The sequence below is a fragment of the Mesorhizobium sp. M2E.F.Ca.ET.209.01.1.1 genome (assembly GCF_004010375.2).
Lineage (GTDB): Bacteria > Pseudomonadota > Alphaproteobacteria > Rhizobiales > Rhizobiaceae > Mesorhizobium.
The window spans coordinates 81,158-102,965 of sequence record NZ_SADP02000009.1 but is presented as its reverse complement, the minus strand read 5'-3'; the positions used below and the strand labels follow the sequence as shown (position 1 = coordinate 102,965).

Here is a 21,808-nt window from a genome sequence, read left to right as displayed (position 1 = left end):
ACGTCAGGTATCATGGCCAGGAAAACCGAAAGCAGCGGCCCCTCCGTCAGTCCCGAGGAGGCGCTGGAATTCCATGCCATGGGGCGGCCCGGCAAGCTGGAGATCGTCGCCACCAAGCCGATGGCGACGCAACGCGATCTGAGCCTCGCCTATTCGCCGGGCGTTGCCGTCCCCGTGCGCGCCATCGCCGAGGATCCGAGCCGCGCCTTCGATTACACGACGCGCGGCAACATGGTCGCCGTCATCTCCAACGGCACCGCCATCCTCGGCCTCGGCAACCTCGGCGCGCTGGCCTCCAAGCCGGTGATGGAAGGCAAGTCCGTGCTGTTCAAGCGCTTCGCCGATGTCGATTCGGTCGACCTTGAAGTCGATACCGAGGATGCCGACGAGTTCGTGAACTGCGTGCGCTTCCTCGGGCCTTCCTTCGGCGGCATCAATCTCGAGGACATCAAGGCGCCGGAGTGCTTCATCATCGAGCAGCGGCTGCGCGAATTGATGGACATCCCGGTTTTCCACGACGACCAGCACGGCACGGCAATCATCTCGGCCGCCGGGCTGATCAACGCGCTGGAGATCACCGGCCGCGACATGAAGACCACCAAGATGGTCTGCAACGGCGCAGGCGCTGCCGGCATCGCCTGTATCGAACTGATGAAGGCGATGGGTTTTTCGCCGGAAAACATCATCCTGTGTGACACCAAGGGCGTGGTCTTCCAAGGCCGCACCGAGGGCATGAACCAGTGGAAGTCGGCGCATGCGGTCAAGACCGAGGCGCGCAGCCTCGCTGAGGCGCTGGATGGCGCCGACGTCTTCCTCGGCCTGTCGGCCAAGGGTGCGCTGACCACGGCCATGGTGCAGTCGATGGCGAAGAACCCGATCATCTTCGCCATGGCCAACCCCGATCCGGAGATCACGCCGGAGGAAGTCGGCGAGATCCGCACCGACGCCATCATGGCGACCGGCCGCTCGGATTACCCCAATCAGGTCAACAATGTTCTTGGCTTCCCCTACATTTTCCGCGGCGCGCTGGATGTGCGCGCCACCACCATCAATGATACGATGAAGATCGCGGCGGCCCGCGCGCTTGCCGAGCTGGCGCGCCAGGACGTGCCGGACGATGTCGCCGCCGCCTATCAGGGCAACCGGCCGAAATTCGGCCCCAACTACATCATCCCGGTGCCGTTCGACCCACGCCTGATCTCGGCGATCCCGCTGGCGGTCGCCAAGGCCGCGATGGAATCGGGCGTCGCGCGCAAGCCGATCCTCGACCTCGACCGCTATGCGCAGGAACTGTCCGCTCGCCGCGACCCGATCGCCTCGACCTTGCAGCGCATCTACGACCGCGTGCGCCGCCAGCCCAAGCGCATCGTCTTCGCCGAGGGCGAGGAGGAGCAGGTGATGCGCGCCGCGGTCTCCTATGTGAACCAGAAGCTCGGCACGGCGATCCTGCTCGGCCGCGACGACGTCATCAAGGACAATGCCCGCAATGCCGGCATCGATCTCAACAAGCAAGGCATCGAGATCATCAACGCCAGGCTGTCGCGCCGCAACGGCATCTACACCGACTATCTCTACGAGCGCATGCAGCGGAAAGGCTTCCTGTTCCGCGACTGCCAGCGCCTGATCAACAACGACCGCAACCATTTCGCCGCCTGCATGGTGGCGCTGGGCGACGCCGACGGCATCGTCACCGGCGTCACCCGCAACTATTCCACCGCGCTGGACGACGTGCGACGCATCATCGACGCCAAGCCCGGCCACCGCGTCATAGGCGTGTCGATCGTGCTCGCGCGCGGCAGGACGGTGCTCGTCGCCGACACCGCGGTGCACGACATGCCGAACGCCGAGCAGATCGCCGACATCGCCGAGGAGGCCGCGGGTTTTGCGCGCCGCATGGGTTATGAGCCGAGGATTGCCATGCTTGCCTATTCCACCTTCGGGCACCCGCAGGGCGAGCGCTCCGAACGCGTGCAGGAGGCGGTGCGCATCCTCGACAAGCGCCGCGTCGATTTCGAGTATGACGGCGAGATGGCCGCCGACGTGGCGCTGAACCCGCGCTCCATGGCGCAATATCCGTTCATCCGCCTGACCGGCCCCGCCAATGTGCTGATCATGCCGGCATTCCATTCCGCCTCGATCTCGACCAAGATGCTGCAGGAGCTCGGCGGCTCGACCGTCATCGGCCCGCTGCTGGTCGGCTTGAACAAGCCGGTCCAGATCGTCTCGCTGAACGCCAAGGACAGCGACATCGTCAACATGGCGGCGATCGCGGCTTACACGGCTGGGAATTAAGAGAGACCGGCGCTGCCGCTTTCGGCAAGAATGGAAAGGGCCCGCGACATCGCCGCGGGCCCTTCGTTTGAATAGTGGTCTCGATCAGAACGAGCGCTGGAAGCGGAGAATACCGCCGAGGCTGCTCTTCTTGTTGGCCTTGGTCCAGTTGTTGAAGTCGGCGTCGTCGAATTTTCCAGCGTTGAGATAATCGACTTCGGCCGTGATCGTAAAGCCGGGCACGACGGTATAGGCAACGTTGGCGGCGACACCCAGGTTCTTCCATTCGTCGTACGAGATCTGGGCGTTGAACGCGATCTTGTCGTTGAACTTATAGGTGCCACCGCCCCAGACTGCCCAGTTGCCGCCCCACTGCTTGTAGAAGCCGCGACCGCTGGCATCGATGGCGTTGCCGGCATTGTCGTTGAGGTTGTCGTCGGTGCCGTAGCCGCCCATGACGAACAGCGTCAGTTCCTTGCTGACGTTGACGTCAAGGCGAACCTTGCCGGCCACTTCCTCGTAGTTGCTGTCATAGGCGACGACGCCCGTCACCGCGCCCCAGTCACCCTTGTACTTCAAGCCGCCGACGACATGCGGAACATAGCTGTCGATGGTGCCGACCTTGCCGGCACCTTCTTCGAGAGAGATCAACCCCGAGAAGCCGCTGCCTACGTCGAAGTAGTACTGGACGACGTTGCTCTCCTGGCCGCCATACGGGACCAGCGTATCCTGGATGACTGCGCCGGCGTAGCCGATGAACGTATCGAAAGCCGTATCGTCCTTACCTACGCGGAGGCCGCCGAGCTGAATCCAAGCGAAGCGCAGGGAGAGCGACTTGTTGCGGCCCTGCCAATCGTCCGCGTTGGAGGCTTTTTGATTGAGATAGTCACCGTTACTGTTGCCGTAGTTGAAGCGGGTCTCGGTGTAGGTCTTGAGGGTACCCAGCTCGGTTTCCTGACCGGTCCAGGTCTTCAAGGTGAATCGAGTGTTCTTGTAGTAAGTCGAATGGGTGCCGTCGCCCTGATGGTCCGGGACATGGTTGACACCGTCCAGCGACCCGGCATCGCCGACGCCGATATCGTAGCGGACATAGCCGCCGACGCGCAGGCAGGTCTCGGTGCCGGGGATGTAGAAGTAGCCGGCGCCATAGACGTCGCAGATCTTCACGTATTCGGCCGGTTCCGGCTCGGCGACGGTCACCGCGTCGGCGGCGCGGGCGCCCGAAACTGCGATCAGGGCCGCAGCGGAGCCGAGAAGAAGGCTCTTGATGTTCATTTTCTTGAATCTCCAGTCAAAGGTTCAAGACAGGCCTGACATGCCGTTCGGCTTCTGCCACCCCCGTCCCCATCGTTGAAAAAGTACGCGCACCGGCGCCGCTTCTTCGCTCTGGACATGACTTAATCGGTCGTCACGTACAACAGAGATTGTGTCGGAAAGGCGTCTTTTTGAACCTTATAAAGGTCTTGTTGCCCAAATATCACGTCATATATTTGTAAAATTGGGACAGATTGCACAATTTATACAATCGAAACGCCAAGAAATTCCGAGAATGTGCCAAATGTGCCAATTATTACAGCTATGTTACACTTAATTATCCGGCTAAACTCTGTCGCGCGGTTGCGCAGAAAAGGTATCGCCGGAACCGCTCAGGACACGGTGCGCGCGGCGCGGACCACGTCCGCGACCATGTCTTCCCTCAACATCTCGATAGGGACGCGGCCGCTAAGCTCGGGCGCGGGGCGGGTCAGCCAGAACCAGGCGAGCCTCGGATTGGCGATCGCCGACAGCACGTCGCTGATTCCCAGGACCGGCCTGCCGTCGACGAACTGGGCCAGTGGGAAGACATGTTTGCGGCCGCCCTTGCGCAACGCGACGACCTCGCCGCGCCTTTGCCAGCGATGCAGTGTCGAGCGCGGGATGCGCAGCTTCTCTTCCAGATAGGTCGAGCCGGCGACCTCGCCGGCCCAATCCTCAAGCAGCATCGATTGAAGATCGGCCGCGCGTTCCGCGATATTTTGAAGCCTTCCCGCCTCCGGCACGCGCCCGGAGGCCTGATCGGACACTGTCGGACCTCCGCTTGCTATTCTCTCCGGCATCATGCGGAAGAACTCGGAGATGAGCGCGGTCCAATCACCCTTGAAGGGTTCGATTGCATGGCGCTGCGCCGGCGGCAGAAAGGGGAGGGCGGCCGCCACGCTGCCAGCGAGCGCGCTGGCTGAGACCAGGGCCTGCGCATCCAGCAGGACACCTTGCTGCATCAATGCCTGCCGCACGGCTTCGGCCACTAGGCCTGCCAAGGTCTCTTGCGAAATCCCCTCGGGCGGGGTCTGAAGTCTGGTCATGCGTTCGTCTTGTGGCCCGCGCTCCTCCCCAGGCGCCGGCGGTTGCTGAAATTCTATCGCGGAAAGCACAGATTGCGGCGGCAACGGACGCCGCGGCCCGGCAGGTTGCTGGCTTGCATCTTCACACCCCTGGTTTGGCGTGCCGAAATGTCAGTCGCGGAACGCCTCAGCTTGCGTGTAGGGGCGCTCTGTGACAGGGGCGCGACAGAAAGGCCGAGTTGGAGCCTGCTCGCGATGACGCTGAACGCAACCTGGCTTCGCTGGACTGCTTAGAGCAATCCCGCTTGCTCGGCCTCTCGACGCAGGTTCTGGCGCGGGCGCGGGCCGATCTGCTGGATCACCAAACCGGCCGCCAGCGAGCCGAGGTCGCCGCACTCCTTGAGGCTGCGTCCGGTCGTGTAGCCGTAAAGGAAGCCGGCGGCATAGAGGTCGCCGGCGCCGGTCGTATCGACCAGCTCCTTGATCTTCGTCGCCTCGATGGCGACGGTCTCGTCGCCGCGCACGATTACCGAGCCTTTCTCGGAACGGGTGACGGCGGCTATTCTGCAATCCTTGCGGATGGCGGCGAGCGCCTCCTCGAAGGAAGCGGTCTGGTAGAGCGACTTGATCTCATGGCTGTTGGCAAAGACGATGTCGACGGTGCCGGAGCGCATCAGTTCGAGGAACTCGTCGCGGTAGCGGTCGACGCAAAAGGAATCCGACAGCGTCATCGACACCTCGCGGCCGGCCGCATGTGCCAGCCTTGCAGTCTGGCGGATAGCCTCCTTGGCGCGTGGCGGATCCCACAGATAACCCTCGAAATAGGTCACCCTGGCGCCGGACGCCTTGTCTGCCTCGACATCCTCCGGGCCAAGCTCGACGCAGGCGCCGAGATAGGTGTTCATCGAACGCTCGCCGTCTGGCGTGACGAAGATCATCGAGCGCGCCGTCGGCGGCTGGCCTGTAAGCGGCCTGGTGTCGAAGGCCACGCCCTGGGCCTGGATGTCGTGCGTATAGATCTCGCCCAACGCATCGTTGGAAACCTTGCCGAAGAAGGCGGCCCGTCCGCCGAGGCTGGCGACACCGGCCGCCGTGTTGCCGGCGCTGCCGCCTGAAGCCTCGATCGCGGGTCCCATGCGGCTGTAAAGCAGTTCGGCGCGCTTGGCGTCGATGAGGTTCATCGCGCCCTTGATGATGCCGTTGGTCTCGAGGAAAGCCTCGTCGCATTGCGCGATGATGTCGACAATGGCATTGCCGATGCAAAGCACGTCATATTCCGGCATCAAAATCTCCGCCAAGAAACCACCCGGCTATCTGGCATGCCGGCCGCGCGCGGGTCTAGCGAGTTGGCGCTGTTTTTCCTACCCCGAAAATCGCCACTGCCTTCCGCGGTGGCGGGCTCGGCGCCGATTGTTCGCCGGCTGCGGCAGCATTCGCATCGAACTGGCCCATATCGACCGCGCCCATCGCCGCTATGGTTTCGCGTCGATCGAAACATTGCCGCGTCGCCATCGGCTAGAAGCAACTCAGGAAACGTGCGTGGCGGTTTTCCGTCCGCAATTGCGTAAGAACAAAGCGGATCGTTCCCGCGACGGAAGGCGCAGAAATGTCCGAAAAGACCGAGATGTCCGCCGACCTTGCGCTTCTCGGCGTCCTGGCGGTGCTATGGGGCGCTTCCTACACCTTCATCAAGATCGGCGTCGAGACGATCCCGCCTGTCACCTTCATCGCCGCCCGGACGCTGATCGCCGGGGCTATTCTCCTCGCCGTCATCCGCTGGCGCGGCCTTGCCATGCCGGCGAACGCGGCGACATGGCGCCGGTTCGCCTTCCAGGCCTGCCTCAACAGCGTCGTGCCCTTCACCCTGATCGCTGCCGCCGAGCGTTCGGTCGATGCCGGCCTTGCCACCATCCTCAACTCGACGTCGCCGATCTTCACCTTCCTGCTGACGGCGTTGATCACGCGCCATGAGCCCGTCACGGCACGCAAGTTCGCCGGTGTCGGCGCCGGCATCGTCGGCATCTGCCTCATCATCGGCACGCAGGCGCTTGGCGGGCTTGGCCATCAATTGTGGGCGCAGCTTGCGATCGTCATCGCGACGGTCTCCTATGCCGGCGCGGCGATCTTCGGCCGCGGCTTCGAGGGCCTCGATCCGATGATCCCCGCCGCGGGTTCGATGCTTTGCGGCGCGGTGATGCTCGTGCCGCTCAGCCTGATCGTAGACCGGCCATGGACGCTTGCGCCGTCGGCGGCATCGATCCTGGCCCTGCTTGGGCTGTCGGTCTTTTCGACGGCGCTGGCCTTCGTCATCTATTTTCGCTTGATCCACACGCTGGGCTCGGTCGGCACCACCTCGCAGGCCTATCTGCGCGTGCCGATCGGCGTCGGCATCGGCGCCGTCTTCCTGGGCGAAAGCCTAGGACCGACGGCCTGGGTCGGCATGGGTTTCGTCGTCGCCGGCGTTGCCGCGATGACGATCCCCGCCCGACGCGCCGGAGCGATCCCCGGAAAAGCGTGAACCGTCGGCGACGATCTCGCCTTGCAGTTGCGCCGCTCTCTCTCGCCGCCTATCTCGGGGGCGTCGTTTCTCGATGAGGGGTTCTATCCGCCGTGATCCTGGACGCTGCCCGCGCCGCCGCCAGCCGGCTGTTCTCGCCCGAATTCCGTTCCGTCTTCCTGAAGACTCTGGGGCTGACTCTGCTCGCTTTGCTGGCGCTGTGGGTTGGCCTGGAAAGCCTGCTCGAATGGCTGGCCTGGCCGTGGCTGCAGACGTTGCTGCCGGGCCTGCCATCCTGGGCCGGATGGCTCAGCGCCATCATTGCCGGCATCGTGCTGGCGGTGGGGATGGCTTTGCTCATCGCCCCGGTCACGGCGATCGTCGCCGGTCTGTTCCTCGACGATGTCGCCGAGGTGGTCGAGCGTACCGACTATCCCAGCGATCCGCCCGGCCGCGCCGTGCCGGCGCTGCATTCGCTTGTGCTGGCGGTCAAATTCTTCGGCGTGGTGGTCCTCGGCAACATCGTGGCGCTGCTCTTGCTTCTGGTGCCGGGCATCAACATTGCCGCCTTCTTCATCGTCAACGGCTATCTGCTCGGCCGCGAATTCTTCGAATTCGCCGCCATGCGTTTTCGCCCAGAAGCCGAGGCCAAGGCGCTGCGCCGCGAAAATGCCGGGACCGTGTTCCTGGCCGGGCTGGTCATCGCCCTGTTCCTCGCCGTGCCGCTGCTCAACCTTCTGACGCCGCTTTTCGCGGCCGCCATGATGGTGCATCTGCACAAGGCTGTTTCGGCGCGAAAGCCGATCTAGTCCTGCTCGGCCGCGCCGCCGCGAAACAACGCTTGCAACTTGCCGAACGGCATCGCCGCGCTGGTGAAGCCGAAAGTGCCGTCCTGCTGGATTTCGCGCGCCGCCGTTTCCAGCATGCCATAGGCGAAATTGGTCAACCACGGGCCGAGCGAGATGCGTTTGACGCCGGCCATGGCGAGGTCGGCGACGGTGAAGCCCGGCCGGGCCATCACATTGACCGGCCGGCTCACCGACGAGCAGATCGTGCGCACCGTTTGGACGTCGCTGATGCCGGGCGCATAAAGCACGTCGGCGCCGGCCTTCTCGAAGGCCTGCAGCCGCTTGATGGTGTCGTCGAGGTCGGTCTTGCCCCACAGGAAATTCTCGGCCCGCGCGGTGAAGATGAAATCGTGCTTGAGCGCCCGGGCCGCCTCCACGGCGGCCGCGACGCGTTCGGTCGCCAGCGAGAAATCGTAGATCGGGTTGGCGGGGTCGCCCGTGTGGTCCTCGATCGAGCAGCCGGCAAGGCCTGCGGCCTCCGCCGCGAAGATGGTTTCGGCTGCCTGCTCGGGGCTGTCTCCCTTGCCGCGCTCCAGATCGGCCGAAACCGGCAGGTCGGTTGCCGCGGTCACGTCGCGGCAATGGTGGATCATGGCCTCGAAGGTCACGGCGCCGTCCGGCAGGCCGCGCGAGAAGGCGAAGCCGGCGCTGGTCGTGGCCAGCGCCTTGAAGCCGAATGAAGCGAGAAGCTTTGTCGTGCCGACGTCCCAGGGGTTGGGCATGACGAAGGTGGAGGCGTGCAGATCGCGAAAAATCTTGCCCTTGTCCATGGCGAGTCCTCAATCATGAGCGGGGTTGTGCAGGGAAATCTATCGCGTGGGCCGGGACCGGGCAAATGAATGCGTTTCCTTCAGAAGCGTTTCTCGTTCTCTGCTGACAATTTCTCGAAGGCATCGGAATTCCGGACATAGCGCGACTTGGCCTTGTCCCAACGATAGGTGACGGAAATGTCGTGAGAGCTGGCCTTTGGCGATACCTCGTCGCAGCTTTCGCCGCTCGGCACCGTCGCGTCCGTCACCGTGGCCTTGATGGGCGCATAAGACTTGTGGCCACTGAGACTCCGGAAAGTCGGGTTCTGCGTGCGCCTATAGGCGCAGTAATTCTCGTCGAACGTATAGATCGCGTCGATCAGCGAGAAGCGGTCGTTGTGGACCATGATCAGCATGGTGCCGGCATAGCCCTGGTTCGAGTTGAAATGCGTGCTCGTGGTCACGATGGCATCGTCGCCGGCGGCGATCGAAACTTTGGCAGGTTCGCGAAAAGAGGTGAGCCTGTCGACTGCGACATTCACAGCATCGAGCAGCTTTGGCTTGCCCGCCAGGTCGTAGAGCGCCAGCACCGCGAAACCTTCGGCGCTGTTCTGCGACTGGCCGAGGTCGAGAAGCATCGCCAATCGGTCCTTGCCGCCGGCCTTGACGGCGAGCACCGCAGCGTTCGGCAGGTTGACGGTCTCGGGCGGCGAGCCGCCCTCTTCGCCGCCGAGGATGTCCCGCACATCGATTGGGGCGCTGCCGTCGTAGAAGCCGTTGGCGCCTGCCTTCAGGTCGGGGACGACCATCTTGGCAAGATCGAGATAGGTGACGTCCTGACGACCTCCGACAGCGCTGCTCAGTTCCGGAAAGCTGACGTCCTGGGCCAGCGCGGCCGCCCACAGGCACGGCAGCAGCAGGCAGGCGAGCATGAAACGGCATAGTATGGAAATCACGGACCGCACCCCCTCGGATGCGCTCACGCTAGCACGGCGTTTTGCGGTGCGCAGCCGGGTATGATCAGCGGATCGGCACCAGCTTGGCCAGGTCGCGCATGTCGTCGAACAAGATACCGCCGGCTGCTGCCAAGCCATCGCGGTCGGTGAGCGGATCGGCGTGGTAGGAGAACACACGCATGCCGGCGGCAATGCCCGCTTGCGTTCCCGCGACGCTGTCCTCGATGACGATGCAGTCGCCGGGCGCGAAGCCCATGGTCTTGGCCGCATGCAGGAAGAGATCCGGGAACGGCTTGCCGCGCCCGACCATGGTGGAGGAGAACATGGCGTGCTCGAACAGCGGCAACAGGCCGGTCTGGCCGAGCGTGATGTGCATCTTCGACACCCGCGCCGAGGAAGCGACGCAATAGGCGATGCCGGCGGCGCGGACGGCCTCGACGAACTCGCGCACATAGGGAATTGCCTCGACGCCGTGCGAAAAGAGATCGGGCAGGCCAGCATTCCAGCGCTCGACGAAGTCGGCGCCGAGCCGGACCGCTGTCGTCTCCTCGATCTCTTTCTGCACCGAGGCCATGCTGCGGCCGGAAAAGTTCTTGCGACAATATTCGAAGTTCGTCGCAAAGCCGGAAGCGCTCAGCCATTCAGCGAGGCGCCGATTGGCAAGGTTTTCCGTATCGACCAGGACCCCGTCGCAGTCGAAAATGACCAGCTTTGGAGCTTGCATCAAGCCGTGCCGGTAGACCCGAAACCGCCCGCGCCGCGCGTCGTGCCGCCGGCCAGCGCGCGCTCCTCGACCGTAACCTGTGTCACGGCGGCAAAGACGATCTGGGCGATGCGCATGCCGCGCGTCACCGCGAAATCCTCGTCGCCGAGATTGACCAGCAGCACTTTCACCTCGCCGCGATAGTCGCTGTCGACGGTGCCGGGCGAGTTGAGGACGGTGAGGCCATGCTTGAAGGCAAGGCCCGAGCGCGGCCGCACCTGGCCTTCCATGCCTTCGGGGATTTCCAGGACCAGCCCAGTCGGCACCAGCGCGCGTTTCCCCGGCAGGATCAGCAGCGGCCGGTCTTCCGGCACGGCGGCGCGCAGATCCATGCCGGCTGCGCCGGCGCTCTCATAGGCCGGCAGAGGCAGGCCCTCGCCATGCGGAAGCCTGACGAAACCGACGGTGGGGCCGATGACGGAGGTAGGATAGACAGCGGTGCGCATGAGCCCATTCCTATCGGCGCAGGGGCCGATTCGGTCAACCCGGCAGCAGAGCTATCAACGCCTTTCTTTCAAGGCGGTTCCGCGTCAGCGCAGTTCCACCGGCACCACGGTGGTCTCCTTGATCTCCTCCATGACGAAGGAGGCCGAGACGTCCGACAGCGCCACCTTGGCGATCAGCCGCTGGTAGAGGCGGTCATAGGCCTTCACGTCGGCGACGCGAGCCCTCAGCACATAGTCGAGGTCGCCCGACATTCGATAGACGCCGGTGATCTCGGCAAAGCCGGTCACCGCCGCGCGAAACTTCTGCAGCCAGTCCGGGTCGTGGTTGGAGGTGCGGATCAGGATGAAGACCGAGAGGCCGAGCCCCAGCTTGTCGGCATCGACGAGGGCGACGCGGCCGGTGATCACGCCATCCTCCTCCAGCCGCTTGACGCGCCGCCAGCAGGCATTGCGCGAAAGTGCTACCCGCTCCGAAAGCTGGTCGACCGAAAGCGTGCCGTCGCGCTGCAGCTCGGCCAGCAATCTTCGATCAATCTCATCGATATCAGCCGACATATTGGGATAAATGTCCCACCAAACAGGCAAAAGCAAGGACAATTTGGGACCGATGAACCAAAGCCGCGTGGCAAGATACTCACCATCGGGGCTCATCCCGGCAGGAGGGATCACCATGGCGACTCGGTTCACGGCACTGTTCACGGCTCACCCGGAAAAGGTCGGCGAGACCTATTTCGGCCATATGGCCTTTGCCGCCTGGTTCTGCTCGCGCCTGTCGATGGCGGCGGGCGCCGCGCTCGTTCACGCTTTCTTGCCGTTTCTGTTCGAAACTACGGCGAGCCGAATCGTTCGTGAGCTCTATGAGCGCACGCACAACCGAGGCTCGCACGCGGTCAAGGAGCCGGCGGCTCTGATGGATCGCGCCTGACAGATGGTGGAATGCGATGTGCCGGTGGGCGGCCTATCTCGGTGAAGCGGTCTTCCTCGAAGACATCATCACCGCGCCCTGCCATTCGCTGATTGCACAAAGCCACTGCGCCCAGGAAGCCAAGTCGCCGACCAATGGCGACGGCTTTGGTCTCGCCTGGTATGGCGACCGGCCCGAGCCCGGCCTCTATCGCGACATCCTGCCGGCCTGGTCCGATCCCAATCTGAAGAGCCTGTGCCGCCAGATCAAATCCGGCCTGTTCCTCGCTCATGTCCGCGCCTCGACGGGCGGCGCCACCAGCCGCATGAACTGCCATCCCTTCGTCTCCGGCCGCTGGTCGTTCATGCACAACGGCCAGATAGGCGGGTTCGAGAAGATCCGTCGCGCGTTGGAGAATTCGCTCTGCGACGACGTCTTCGACCAGCGCGAAGGCACCACCGATTCCGAGCTCTTTTTCCTGCTGATGATCGACCAGGGGCTGGCGACGGACCCGCAAGGCGCGGTCGCGCGCGCGACCGGCCGGGTTGTCGAAGCCTCGCGCCGCGCCGGCATCGAACCGGCATTGAAACTGACCGCGGCCTTTTCCGATGGCGAAGCGCTCTACGCCGTTCGCTATGCCACCGACGACCATGCGCCGACGCTCTACACCGGCGCCTTCGCCAGACGCGCCGGCCATTGCATCGTCTCCGAGCCCTTCGACCACGACGGCGGCGAATGGCAGGCGATCCCGCCCTCGAGCTTCGTCACCATGACGAGGGGTGGCACCAGCATTCAGCCATTTGGGCCGGCCGTGGCCCCGCTGGCGCTGGCGGGCTGAACCAAGGATCAGCAAAACATAAGCGCGGCGTAAGGACGTTAAACCGTTGCCCTGTCATCTGTGGCGCCCAACGAGCGGCGAATGGAAATCATTCGCGCGCCCGAAAACGCATGAGGAGAGGATGACAGGACAATGTGCAGGTGGGCTGCCTATCTCGGCGACGCGATCTTCCTGGAAGACGTCATCGCCGCGCCCTCCCATTCGCTGATTGCGCAGAGCAGTCACGCGCGGGAGGCGAGAACTCCAACCAATGCCGACGGCTTCGGCGTGGCCTGGTATGGCGATCGGCCGGAGCCGGGCCTCTACCGCGACATCCTGCCGGCCTGGTCCGACCCCAATCTGAAAAGCCTTGGCCGGCAGATCAAGTCGGGGCTGTTCCTTGCCCACGTCCGCGCCTCGACCGGCGGCGCCACCAGCCGCATGAACTGCCACCCGTTCATCTCGGGCCAGTGGTCGTTCATGCACAACGGTCAGATCGGCGGTTTTGAAAAGATCCGCCGCCGGCTGGAGAACACGCTTTCCGATGCGCTGTTCGATCAGCTTGAAGGGACGACTGATTCCGAACTCCTCTTCCGCCTGATGCTCGGCGCTGGACTCTCGATCGATCCATATGGCGCCGTGTCACGTGTCACAAGTCATGTCATCGAGGCTTCGCGCCGTGCCGGCATCGAGCCGTCGCTAAAGCTCACGGCCGCCTTCAGCGATGGGAAGGCGCTTCACGCCGTTCGCTACGCCACTGACGATCACGCGCCGACCCTCTATACCGCGGCCTTCGCCAAACGCGCGGGACGCTGCATCGTCTCCGAACCTTTCGAGCGCGATGGCCGCGCATGGCATGAGATTCCGCAGTCGAGCTTCGTGACCATGACCCGGGACAGCACCAGCGTCCGGCCTTTTGCCCCAGCAACGGCCCGGTGGGCGCTCTACGGCTAACCGGAGAGCGCTACCTCTCTACAGACGTCGCCCGGCAACGAGTTCGACTACGCAAAACGCTCCAGCCCGTAAGGCTTGAGCAGCGGATCGCACTCGCCTTCGAGGATTTCGCGCGCGGCAAACAAACCGACGGCCGGCGCCAGCGTGATGCCCGAATGCATGACTGCGATGTAGAGGCCGTCGACGCTCTGGGCGCGCCCGATGATCGGAAAACCATCGGTCGGATTAGGCCGGTAGCCGACCGTGTGGAATTCGAATTCCAGCCCGTCCGCGCCATGCAGTGCAGCCTTCATGACCGCGAACAAGTCGCGCGCCGTAGCTTCCGGATTTTCTCCCGGATCGCCGCCCGCGAAATCCGAGCCGGCGATGATGCGGCCCTCGGCCGTCTGGCGCATATGCAATCTCTCGGCATGCACCAAACCGTTGAGCAGCTTCTTGTAAGGGCGCGAATGCACGATCAAGCCGGGCGGCGTCTCGATTGGCAATCTGATGCCAGCGGTTGCGGCGACCGCCGGCGCGCCGGTGCCGGCCGCGATGACGATGTTGTCCGCGCTGATTGCTTCACCGGAAACCACCACGCCGGTGACCCGGCCTGCAGTCAATGCCAGCCTCTCTACGGTGCCGGCGATCACGCGCGCGCCAAGCCGTTCGGCGTCCGCCAGAAGCGCCCTGGCAGTTGCGGCCGGCTCGGCCACGCCTTCCTCCGCGACGTAGACGGCGAAGTCAGGTGGCTCGACGAGGTTGGGCTCGATTTGCCCCGCCCGCTTGGCGTCGACCCGCTCGATGCCATAACCCCATGACGAGTGTTCGGCCGCATAGGCTTCGAGCCTGTCCGGCGGCAGGTCGAAGCAAAGGCCGCCGCACCAGGCGAGCGGCAGCCCGGGCAACTCGCCCGCCAAACGCTTCCATTCGGCCATGGCGCGGGTGCGCAGCCGGAAATAGGTCTCGGGATTGCCCCAACTGGCATTGATCCAGGCGAAGGAATTGGGCGTCGCGACACCGCCGGCGCCGCTTTCGGAAACGACAGTCACGCGCGCTCCCGCCTTCGCCAGATGCCAGGCGATCGAAGCGCCGATGATACCGGCGCCGATGACGATGATTTGTTTTGCGCTGCTCATGCTGGACCTTGGGGGATTTCCCCCGTCATGCCACCACCCTGGCCGGACCTCAAGCGGCAGCATGACTTATGCGCCGGCAGCTGCCGTCATCTGAACACCGGAAAGCAGACCCTTGAGCGCCTCGTGCCGCCGCATGAGTCGGGGCGAATCCACTTTCTTCGCGACCGCCAGAACGGTGCCGAGCTCCAGCTCCGCGCCGGTTCGGTCGCCGAGTTGGATGAGAAGCGCCGCGAGCGAAAGCCTGGCCTCCGCGCAGTTGGTAGGCGAGCCGATCTCGGCCCAATGCGAGCATGCGATCTGCAGCTCCCGCACCGCTTCGGTGAGGCGATTTTCCCGCATAAACAGTTCCGCCTTGGCCTCGGCGGCCAGCGCTCGGATCGAGGCCATCGGCCAACGCTGCGGCTCGCTTTCCAGTTCGGCGATCACCTCGTTGGCGCGCTCCGGCCGGTCGGTCCGCGCCGCTACCTTGGCAAGCGTGGCGAGAACCATGCCCCGCCGCTGCAGGGTTGGCCAGCGGTTCCCAACCAGGGACCGCTCGAGCGCGCTGAAAGCGGCCTCTGCCTGCCCCTGCTCGAGCTGCAGCAGCGCAAGGCCGGGCTGCGGGTCCCAGCCCGCGGCGTGGGAGGCGCGATAGGCTGCTTCCGCCTGGGCGAAATCGCCGGCGGCAAGATGAATGTCACCCAGGACGCGCAGCGCATCGCCCGTTGCCCAAGGCGCGTCGAGCGCAAGCTGATCGAGCGCGGCGCGGACCAGCGCTTCCGCCTCTTTCAGCGTGCCATGAACGCCGAGCACTTCGGCCCGGTGCAGCCGGCACGAGCCCGTGAGTTCCTCCAGCCCGTGCCCTCTGCACCAGCCCTCGTAGCTGAGGGTCCATTGATTGGCCCTCGCCCAGTCGCCGAAATTCCGGCAGGCCCACAAAATATTGCAATAGAGGATGCCGCCGACGATCGGGTCGACGTCGCTGGAGAGACCGAGTGCCGCGGCAAAATCCTGGTCCTCCTGCCCGGATTTTGTTTCCCCAAGGCAGAGCTTGAAAAAGCCGCGATAGATGAGACCGAGCGATTCCACGACTGGATCTTCGAGATTTTTGCCGACCTCGAAGGCTTGCTCGGCAAGAGCAAGCGCATGCTCCGGCTCGGCCTCCGCACCCTTGATGCGCGCGCCCATCCAGCACCAGAGCCCATGTTCCCTGCTCTCCGTTGCTTTGTCGATCAGCTGCGCGGCACGCTTGTGCCATCCGTTGGCCGCGGCGAGCTCTCCTCTCTCGAGATGAATCATGGCGAGGGTGATTGCCGGGGAAGCCGCTCGCAGGCGTTCGCCGGCCACGCCGTATTCCGTTGCCGCGCGCGTCAGGAGCGGGATCGCTTCTGACGGCCGCCCCACGCATTCCAGCGCCAGTGCCCATTCTTCGAGGTCGGCCGTCAGCAACTCGTCGGCGGCATCCGCCTCGGCAAAAGCGGCCGCGGCCTCGTGCCATTTTCGCGCCGCGGCGGCGGCGCGCGCGGCCAGGATCGGCGAGCCTGGGCTTGACGGCTTGCTGCCCGCATCGGCCCGAGCTGCCGTTTCCGCCGCGGCCAGCTTGTCGAGGCAGATCCGGTAGCCGAAGCGGGGCAGGTTGCGCAGCGCCGTCTCCATGCCGCCCTGGCGAAGAATGCTGCGGGCAAGGCTCGCCACGCGCTGCAGTGAAGCCTCGGTTACCGTCACGTCGGGCCACAGCATTTCGAGCAGCTCGTCCTTGCTCATTGCTCGGTCCTGATGCCGCAGCAGAATGGCGAGGAAATCGAACACCAAGGGCTGCGTCTCGATCTCACTTCCGGCGAGACGAAGGGCGCGTGTATCCTCGTTAAGCTCGAAGTCGCCGAAGCTATAAATTCCCATCGGCAGCAACCCCCATAACGACAATGGGCAAAGGATCAGAAGAAGATAAGGCCGGCGTAAGGACTGTCGGCCGCCTGTTCCGTAATTCTCCGTCTGCCTGGCGGGCCAAGCGAGAGTTTACCTCAGCCGCCCCAGGGATGTCACCGGCACCGATCTGATCGAGTGTCCGGCGGCATTTGAACCTCAGATCAAGGAGATTGCAAAATGCAGAAGTACATCATCGAGCGCGATATTCCCAAGGTCGGCACCTTCGAGCGCGCGCAGCTTCGCGACGCCTCCAAGGCCTCGAACGCCGTTCTGGCCGAACTCGGGCCGGACATTCAGTGGGTGGAATCCTTTGTGACGGACGACAAGACGTTCTGCGTCTACCTCGCCAAGGACGAGGCGATCATCCAGCGCCACGCCAAGATGAGCGGCTTCCCGGCGACCAAGGTCACCGAGGTGAAGCGCCTGTTCGATCCGACGACGGCTTACGCCGCCGCCTGACCGCGCGGACCGTGAAGCTTTGCGGCATCTGAGCTGCAAGCGCGACCGGTCCTGATCTCTTCAAGAAGCCTTCGGGAGGGCCATCGGTGCCCTCCCGAATTCATCGCTCAAACAAGGAGACACGACCATGACCATCTTTGGGCAGGAACTCGTCGCCGACGGGTCCACGCTCAGCCGCTTCTTCGCGGCCGTCGTTGCGATATCTCGTGCCACGGGACATGCCCTCGCGCGCATCGTGCGTATTCGTAGGGACCGGGCCAGACTGGACGAATTGCCTGACTACCTGCTGCACGACATCGGCGTCGGGCGCTCTGAAATACGTTGGATCACCAAGTACGGCCGCAGGGAACATGGCGAGGCCTGACTATGAGCAGGCCCCGCCATGGCGGCGAACACGCCTCCCGGCGAGCCGATCTGCCTGAAACTGTCGACATGCCGGGTAAGCGCTGCTAGAAGCCCGCGCCACAGACAGGATTCCATCAAATTGGCAGAAGACATCGAACAGGCGGTATCGCGCCGCCGCACCTTCGCGATCATCGCCCACCCGGACGCCGGCAAGACCACGCTCACTGAAAAGCTCCTGCTGTTCGGCGGCGCCATCCAGCTTGCCGGCGAGGTCAAGGCCAAGAAGGACCGCATCCAGACGCGGTCCGACTGGATGAAGATCGAGCGCGAGCGCGGCATCTCGGTCGTCACCTCGGTGATGACCTTCGAATATGACGACAATGTCTTCAATCTGCTCGACACGCCCGGCCACGAGGATTTCGCCGACGATACCTATCGCACGCTGTCGGCGGTGGATTCGGCCGTCATGGTCATCGACGCCGCCAAGGGCATCGAGCCGCGCACGCTGAAACTGTTCGAGGTCTGCCGGCTGCGCGACATCCCGATCATCACCTTCGTCAACAAGATGGATCGCGAGAGCCGCGATCCGTTCGAGATTTTGGATGAGATCGAGCAGAAGCTGGCGCTGGACACCGCTCCAGTCACCTGGCCGATCGGCCGCGGCAAGACGTTTTCGGGCACCTACCACCTGGCGCAGAACGCGGTGCGCCGCAGTGACGACGAGAAGGAGCGCACGCCGGTCAACGGCCCGGATTCCAACCGCGTCGCCGGCTTGCTGCCGGAGAACGAGCGCAACGACTTCATCGAGGAATTGGAGCTGGCGCGGGAAGCCTGCCGTCCGCTCGATGTCGACGCCTTCCGCGAGGGCCATCTGACGCCCGTCTATTTCGGCTCGGCGCTGCGCAACTACGGCGTGCGCGACCTGATCGAGGCGCTCGGCGCCTATGGACCGCCGCCGCGCGCCCAGGAAGCCGACGAACGTCTGGTCGAGGCGACGGAGGAGAAGATGACCTCCTTCGTCTTCAAGATCCAGGCCAACATGGACCCCAACCATCGCGACCGCATCGCTTTCGTCCGCGTCTGCTCCGGCAAGCTGGAGCGCGGCATGAAGGCCAAGCTGGTGCGCACCGGCAAGCCGATGAGCCTGTCTGCGCCGCAATTCTTCTTCGCCCGCACCCGCGTCACCGCCGACGAGGCTTTTGCCGGCGACGTCGTCGGCATCCCCAACCACGGCACGCTGCGCATCGGCGACACGCTGACCGAGGGCGAGGAGATCCTGTTCCGCGGCGTGCCGAACTTCGCCCCCGAAATCCTGCGTCGCGTGCGCCTCGGCGACGCCATGAAGGCCAAGAAGCTGAAGGAAGCCCTGCACCAGATGGCCGAGGAGGGCGTGGTGCAGCTGTTCTCGCCTGAGGACGGCTCGCCAGCGATAGTCGGCGTCGTCGGCGCCCTGCAACTCGACGTGCTGAAGGAACGGCTCAACATCGAATACACGCTACCGGTGGATTTCGAGATGTCGCGCTTCTCGGTCTGCCGCTGGATTTCTGCCGACGACAAGGCAGAGGTGCAGCGTTTCATCGAATCGCATCGCGGCGACATCGCCCGCGATCTCGACAACGATCCGGTCTTCCTTGCCCAGCACGCTTTCTCGCTGAACTACGAAGCCGAGCGCTGGAAAGCAATCCGCTTCACGGCGGTGAAAGACTATCAGGTCCGCGACAAGGCGGCGTAAAGCGCGGCTTTCCTTCTCCCCGTTTCACGGGGAGAAGGTGCCCGAAGGGCGGATGAGGGGCGGCGCCGGCGTTGAAGGCTTCACTCAACCTCGGGCCGCCGCTTCCAACTTGTCGATCTCGATCCTGCCCATCTTCATCATGGCGTCCATGACGCGTCCGGCCTTGCCCCGGTCGGGATCTTGAAGCAACCGCGGCAACTGCTCCGGCACCACTTGCCAGGAAACGCCGAACTTGTCCTTCAGCCACCCGCAAGGCCCCGGCTCGCCGCCGCCTTCGGTTAGCCTGGTCCAGAAATGATCGACCTCAGCTTGCGTCTTGCAGTCGATCGACAGTGAGATCGCTTCGGTGAACTTGTACTGCGGCCCGCCGTTGAGTGCCAGGAACTGAACGCCGTCGAGTTCGAATGAAGCGACCAGCACCTGGCCTTGCTGCGGATGGCCTTCAGGCCAGCGCGTCACGCTCAGCACCTTCGAATTGTTGAAGATGGAGATGTAGTGGTTCATGGCGTCTTCGGCCTGAGTGTCGAACCACAGGAAGGTGGTGATCTTCTGCATGTCGTGCTCCTCGGTTGCTTCCGGCTGTTACATTGGAACGGCTGACCCCGAGAATGGTGCCATCTCTTGCCGTCTGCCCAAGGACGGCCCGCATGCGCCCGATCCGACAGCGGTTTCAAATTTTCCTGAAGAATCCTGGCGCAGTGCAAAATTGTGGCAAGGCCGGATCATGGCCGCTATAACCGCTGCCGACTAAAATTCGAGCCGCCCGCCGCGCATCGGCGCGGCCAGCCAGCAAGGACAATCCAATGCCTGCCTATCGTTCCCGCACCACCACCCATGGCCGCAACATGGCCGGCGCCCGCGGCCTATGGCGCGCCACGGGCATGAAGGACAGTGATTTCGGCAAGCCGATCATCGCCGTGGTCAATTCCTTCACCCAGTTCGTGCCGGGGCACGTGCACCTGAAGGACCTCGGTCAGCTCGTCGCGCGCGAGATCGAGAAGGCCGGCGGCGTCGCCAAGGAGTTCAACACCATCGCCGTCGATGACGGCATCGCCATGGGGCACGACGGCATGCTCTATTCGCTGCCGTCGCGCGAGCTGATCGCCGATTCCGTCGAGTACATGGTCAACGCGCATTGCGCCGACGCCATGGTCTGCATCTCCAATTGCGACAAGATCACCCCCGGCATGCTGATGGCCTCACTGCGCCTCAACATCCCGACCGTCTTTGTCTCCGGCGGCCCTATGGAGGCCGGCAAGGTGGTGTTGGCCGGCAAGGCGCAGGCGCTTGACCTTGTCGACGCCATGGTCGCTGCCGCCGACGACAAGATATCCGACGAGGACGTCAAGGTCATCGAGCGCTCGGCCTGCCCGACCTGCGGCTCGTGCTCGGGCATGTTCACCGCCAATTCGATGAACTGCCTGACCGAGGCGCTCGGCCTGTCGCTGCCGGGCAACGGGTCGACCTTGGCCACCCATGCCGATCGCAAGCGCCTGTTCGTCGAGGCCGGCCATCTCGCCGTCGATCTCGCCCAGCGCTATTACGAGCAGGACGATGAAACGGCGCTGCCGCGCAGCATCGCCTCCAAGGGCGCTTTCGAGAACGCCATGGCTCTCGACATCGCCATGGGCGGCTCGACCAACACGGTGCTCCACATCCTCGCCGCCGCCCATGAGGGCGAGGTCGACTTCACCATGGAAGACATCGACCGGCTGTCGCGGAAAGTGCCGGTGCTCTGCAAGGTGGCGCCGGCCAAGTCCGACGTGCACATGGAGGACGTCCACCGCGCCGGCGGCATCATGGCGATCCTCGGCCAGCTCGACCAGGCCGGCCTGATCAACCGCGACCTGCCGACGGTGCATACCGCCACTCTTGGCGAGGCGCTCGACCATTGGGACATTGCCCGCACTTCGGCCGAGAATGTCCGCGACTTCTTCCGCGCCGCCCCCGGCGGCGTGCCGACCCAGGTCGCCTTCAGCCAGGACCGCCGCTGGGACGAGCTCGACCTCGACCGCGAGAAGGGCGTGATCCGCTCGGCCAAGACGCCGTTCTCCAAGGATGGCGGTCTTGCCGTGCTCAAGGGCAATCTGGCGCTCGACGGCTGTATCGTGAAGACCGCCGGCGTCGACGAGTCGATCCTGAAATTCACCGGCCCCGCCCGCGTCTTCGAAAGCCAGGACGCTTCCGTCAAGGCGATCCTCGGCAACGAGATCAAGGCCGGCGACATCGTCGTCATCCGCTATGAGGGGCCGCGCGGCGGCCCGGGCATGCAGGAGATGCTCTATCCGACCAGCTATCTGAAGTCGAAAGGGCTCGGCAAAGCCTGCGCGCTGATCACCGACGGCCGCTTCTCCGGCGGCACGTCCGGCCTGTCGATCGGCCATGTCTCGCCGGAAGCCGCCGAAGGGGGCGCGATCGGCCTGGTCCAGGAAGGCGACACGATCGAGATCGACATCCCCAACCGCACGATCCGGCTTGCCATCAGCGATGCCGAGCTCGACGCGCGCCGCGCGGCGATGAAGGCCAAGGGCGCCGACGCCTGGAAGCCGGCCGAGAAGCGCAAGCGGAAAGTGACGACGGCGCTGCGCGCCTACGCCGCCTTCGCCACCAGCGCCGACAAGGGCGCGGTGCGGAAAGTGCCGGAGTAGGGCAAGCTGCGACCCCTACCTCCCCCTTGTGGGAAGGTCGGACCGAAGGTCGGGGGGGGCGGCGCCGCCCCCTCC

At 64.3% G+C, this 21,808-nt stretch carries 21 protein-coding genes; 10 read left to right on the top strand and 11 right to left on the bottom strand.

Going from position 1 to position 21,808, the window contains the following annotated elements; genetic code table 11:
* The first annotated feature begins 12 nt into the window (after positions 1-12).
* Positions 13-2,292 (top strand): NADP-dependent malic enzyme, encoded by a 2,280-nt coding sequence (locus EN852_RS18045; protein ID WP_127876280.1) that lies wholly within the window; start codon positions 13-15, stop codon positions 2,290-2,292.
* 84 nt (positions 2,293-2,376) lie between these two features.
* Here the strand turns inward: EN852_RS18045 and EN852_RS18040 are convergent, their stop codons facing one another.
* The 3 genes from EN852_RS18040 to EN852_RS18030 all read right to left on the bottom strand — a co-directional run bounded on the left by EN852_RS18040 (position 2,377) and on the right by EN852_RS18030 (position 5,875).
* Positions 2,377-3,546 carry a porin gene (locus tag EN852_RS18040; protein ID WP_127876279.1) on the bottom strand — a complete coding sequence of 390 codons (1,170 nt, stop codon included), beginning with the start codon at positions 3,544-3,546 and terminating at the stop codon, positions 2,377-2,379.
* A 371-nt stretch (positions 3,547-3,917) separates the two neighbouring features.
* A complete protein-coding gene (locus EN852_RS18035; RefSeq protein ID WP_127866451.1) occupies positions 3,918-4,613 on the bottom strand; it encodes an antitoxin Xre/MbcA/ParS toxin-binding domain-containing protein in 696 nt (231 codons plus the stop codon).
* A gap of 269 nt (positions 4,614-4,882) precedes the next feature.
* Positions 4,883-5,875, bottom strand: a complete 993-nt coding sequence (locus EN852_RS18030) for an adenosine kinase (protein ID WP_127876278.1) — start codon at positions 5,873-5,875, stop codon at positions 4,883-4,885.
* Between the two features lie 323 nt (positions 5,876-6,198).
* On the opposite strand from EN852_RS18030, the gene EN852_RS18025 reads away from it, so the two are divergent.
* Positions 6,199-7,110, top strand: coding sequence for an EamA family transporter (locus EN852_RS18025; RefSeq protein WP_127876277.1), 912 nt, complete (start codon positions 6,199-6,201; stop codon positions 7,108-7,110).
* A 92-nt stretch (positions 7,111-7,202) separates the two neighbouring features.
* Complete coding sequence (locus tag EN852_RS18020) at positions 7,203-7,898, top strand: sulfate transporter family protein (protein ID WP_127876276.1); 696 nt, start codon at positions 7,203-7,205, stop codon at positions 7,896-7,898.
* On the opposite strand, the gene EN852_RS18015 is transcribed toward EN852_RS18020, so the two are convergent.
* From EN852_RS18015 to EN852_RS17995, 5 genes are all read right to left on the bottom strand, one after another.
* Positions 7,895-8,707 carry an isocitrate lyase/phosphoenolpyruvate mutase family protein gene (locus tag EN852_RS18015; RefSeq protein WP_127876275.1) on the bottom strand — a complete coding sequence of 271 codons (813 nt, stop codon included), beginning with the start codon at positions 8,705-8,707 and terminating at the stop codon, positions 7,895-7,897. The genes EN852_RS18020 and EN852_RS18015 overlap by 4 nt on opposite strands.
* Positions 8,708-8,787: 80 nt before the next feature.
* Complete coding sequence (locus tag EN852_RS18010; RefSeq protein ID WP_127876274.1) at positions 8,788-9,642, bottom strand: hypothetical protein; 855 nt, start codon at positions 9,640-9,642, stop codon at positions 8,788-8,790.
* 64 nt (positions 9,643-9,706) lie between these two features.
* Positions 9,707-10,366, bottom strand: a complete 660-nt coding sequence (locus tag EN852_RS18005) for an HAD family phosphatase (protein ID WP_189546027.1) — start codon at positions 10,364-10,366, stop codon at positions 9,707-9,709.
* On the bottom strand, positions 10,366-10,851 hold the full coding sequence (gene dut, locus EN852_RS18000) for a dUTP diphosphatase (protein ID WP_127876272.1): 486 nt from the start codon (positions 10,849-10,851) through the stop codon (positions 10,366-10,368). Before dut ends, EN852_RS18005 begins: the two co-directional genes overlap by 1 nt.
* Positions 10,852-10,935: 84 nt before the next feature.
* Positions 10,936-11,406 (bottom strand): Lrp/AsnC family transcriptional regulator, encoded by a 471-nt coding sequence (locus tag EN852_RS17995; protein ID WP_127866443.1) that lies wholly within the window; start codon positions 11,404-11,406, stop codon positions 10,936-10,938.
* Positions 11,407-11,521: 115 nt separating this feature from the next.
* On the opposite strand from EN852_RS17995, the gene EN852_RS17990 reads away from it, so the two are divergent.
* The 3 genes from EN852_RS17990 (at position 11,522) to EN852_RS17980 (ending at position 13,526) form a co-directional block, all read left to right on the top strand.
* Positions 11,522-11,776: a DUF6356 family protein gene (locus EN852_RS17990; RefSeq protein ID WP_127866442.1), complete on the top strand. Its 255-nt coding sequence runs from the start codon at positions 11,522-11,524 to the stop codon at positions 11,774-11,776.
* A gap of 16 nt (positions 11,777-11,792) precedes the next feature.
* Positions 11,793-12,593: a class II glutamine amidotransferase gene (locus EN852_RS17985; protein WP_127876271.1), complete on the top strand. Its 801-nt coding sequence runs from the start codon at positions 11,793-11,795 to the stop codon at positions 12,591-12,593.
* Between the two features lie 132 nt (positions 12,594-12,725).
* On the top strand, positions 12,726-13,526 hold the full coding sequence (locus EN852_RS17980; protein ID WP_127866440.1) for a class II glutamine amidotransferase: 801 nt from the start codon (positions 12,726-12,728) through the stop codon (positions 13,524-13,526).
* Positions 13,527-13,573: 47 nt separating this feature from the next.
* On the opposite strand, the gene EN852_RS17975 is transcribed toward EN852_RS17980, so the two are convergent.
* Together EN852_RS17975 and EN852_RS17970 are read right to left on the bottom strand one after the other, a co-directional pair.
* Positions 13,574-14,644 carry an FAD-binding oxidoreductase gene (locus EN852_RS17975; RefSeq protein ID WP_127876270.1) on the bottom strand — a complete coding sequence of 357 codons (1,071 nt, stop codon included), beginning with the start codon at positions 14,642-14,644 and terminating at the stop codon, positions 13,574-13,576.
* A gap of 66 nt (positions 14,645-14,710) precedes the next feature.
* Entirely contained in the window at positions 14,711-16,522 is a 1,812-nt protein-coding gene (locus EN852_RS17970; RefSeq protein ID WP_127866438.1) for a winged helix-turn-helix domain-containing protein, read from the bottom strand.
* 204 nt (positions 16,523-16,726) lie between these two features.
* Between EN852_RS17970 and EN852_RS17965 the strand changes: the two genes are divergently transcribed.
* The 3 genes from EN852_RS17965 (at position 16,727) to EN852_RS17955 (ending at position 19,085) form a co-directional block, all read left to right on the top strand.
* Positions 16,727-17,008: a DUF4242 domain-containing protein gene (locus EN852_RS17965; RefSeq protein WP_127866437.1), complete on the top strand. Its 282-nt coding sequence runs from the start codon at positions 16,727-16,729 to the stop codon at positions 17,006-17,008.
* Positions 17,009-17,135: 127 nt separating this feature from the next.
* Complete coding sequence (locus tag EN852_RS17960) at positions 17,136-17,372, top strand: DUF1127 domain-containing protein (protein WP_127876269.1); 237 nt, start codon at positions 17,136-17,138, stop codon at positions 17,370-17,372.
* A gap of 120 nt (positions 17,373-17,492) precedes the next feature.
* A complete protein-coding gene (locus EN852_RS17955; protein WP_127866435.1) occupies positions 17,493-19,085 on the top strand; it encodes a peptide chain release factor 3 in 1,593 nt (530 codons plus the stop codon).
* 84 nt (positions 19,086-19,169) lie between these two features.
* Here the strand turns inward: EN852_RS17955 and EN852_RS17950 are convergent, their stop codons facing one another.
* Positions 19,170-19,640: a VOC family protein gene (locus EN852_RS17950; protein WP_127876268.1), complete on the bottom strand. Its 471-nt coding sequence runs from the start codon at positions 19,638-19,640 to the stop codon at positions 19,170-19,172.
* Between the two features lie 248 nt (positions 19,641-19,888).
* On the opposite strand from EN852_RS17950, the gene ilvD reads away from it, so the two are divergent.
* Positions 19,889-21,733: a dihydroxy-acid dehydratase gene (gene ilvD, locus EN852_RS17945; protein WP_127876267.1), complete on the top strand. Its 1,845-nt coding sequence runs from the start codon at positions 19,889-19,891 to the stop codon at positions 21,731-21,733.
* Positions 21,734-21,808: the final 75 nt, after the last annotated feature.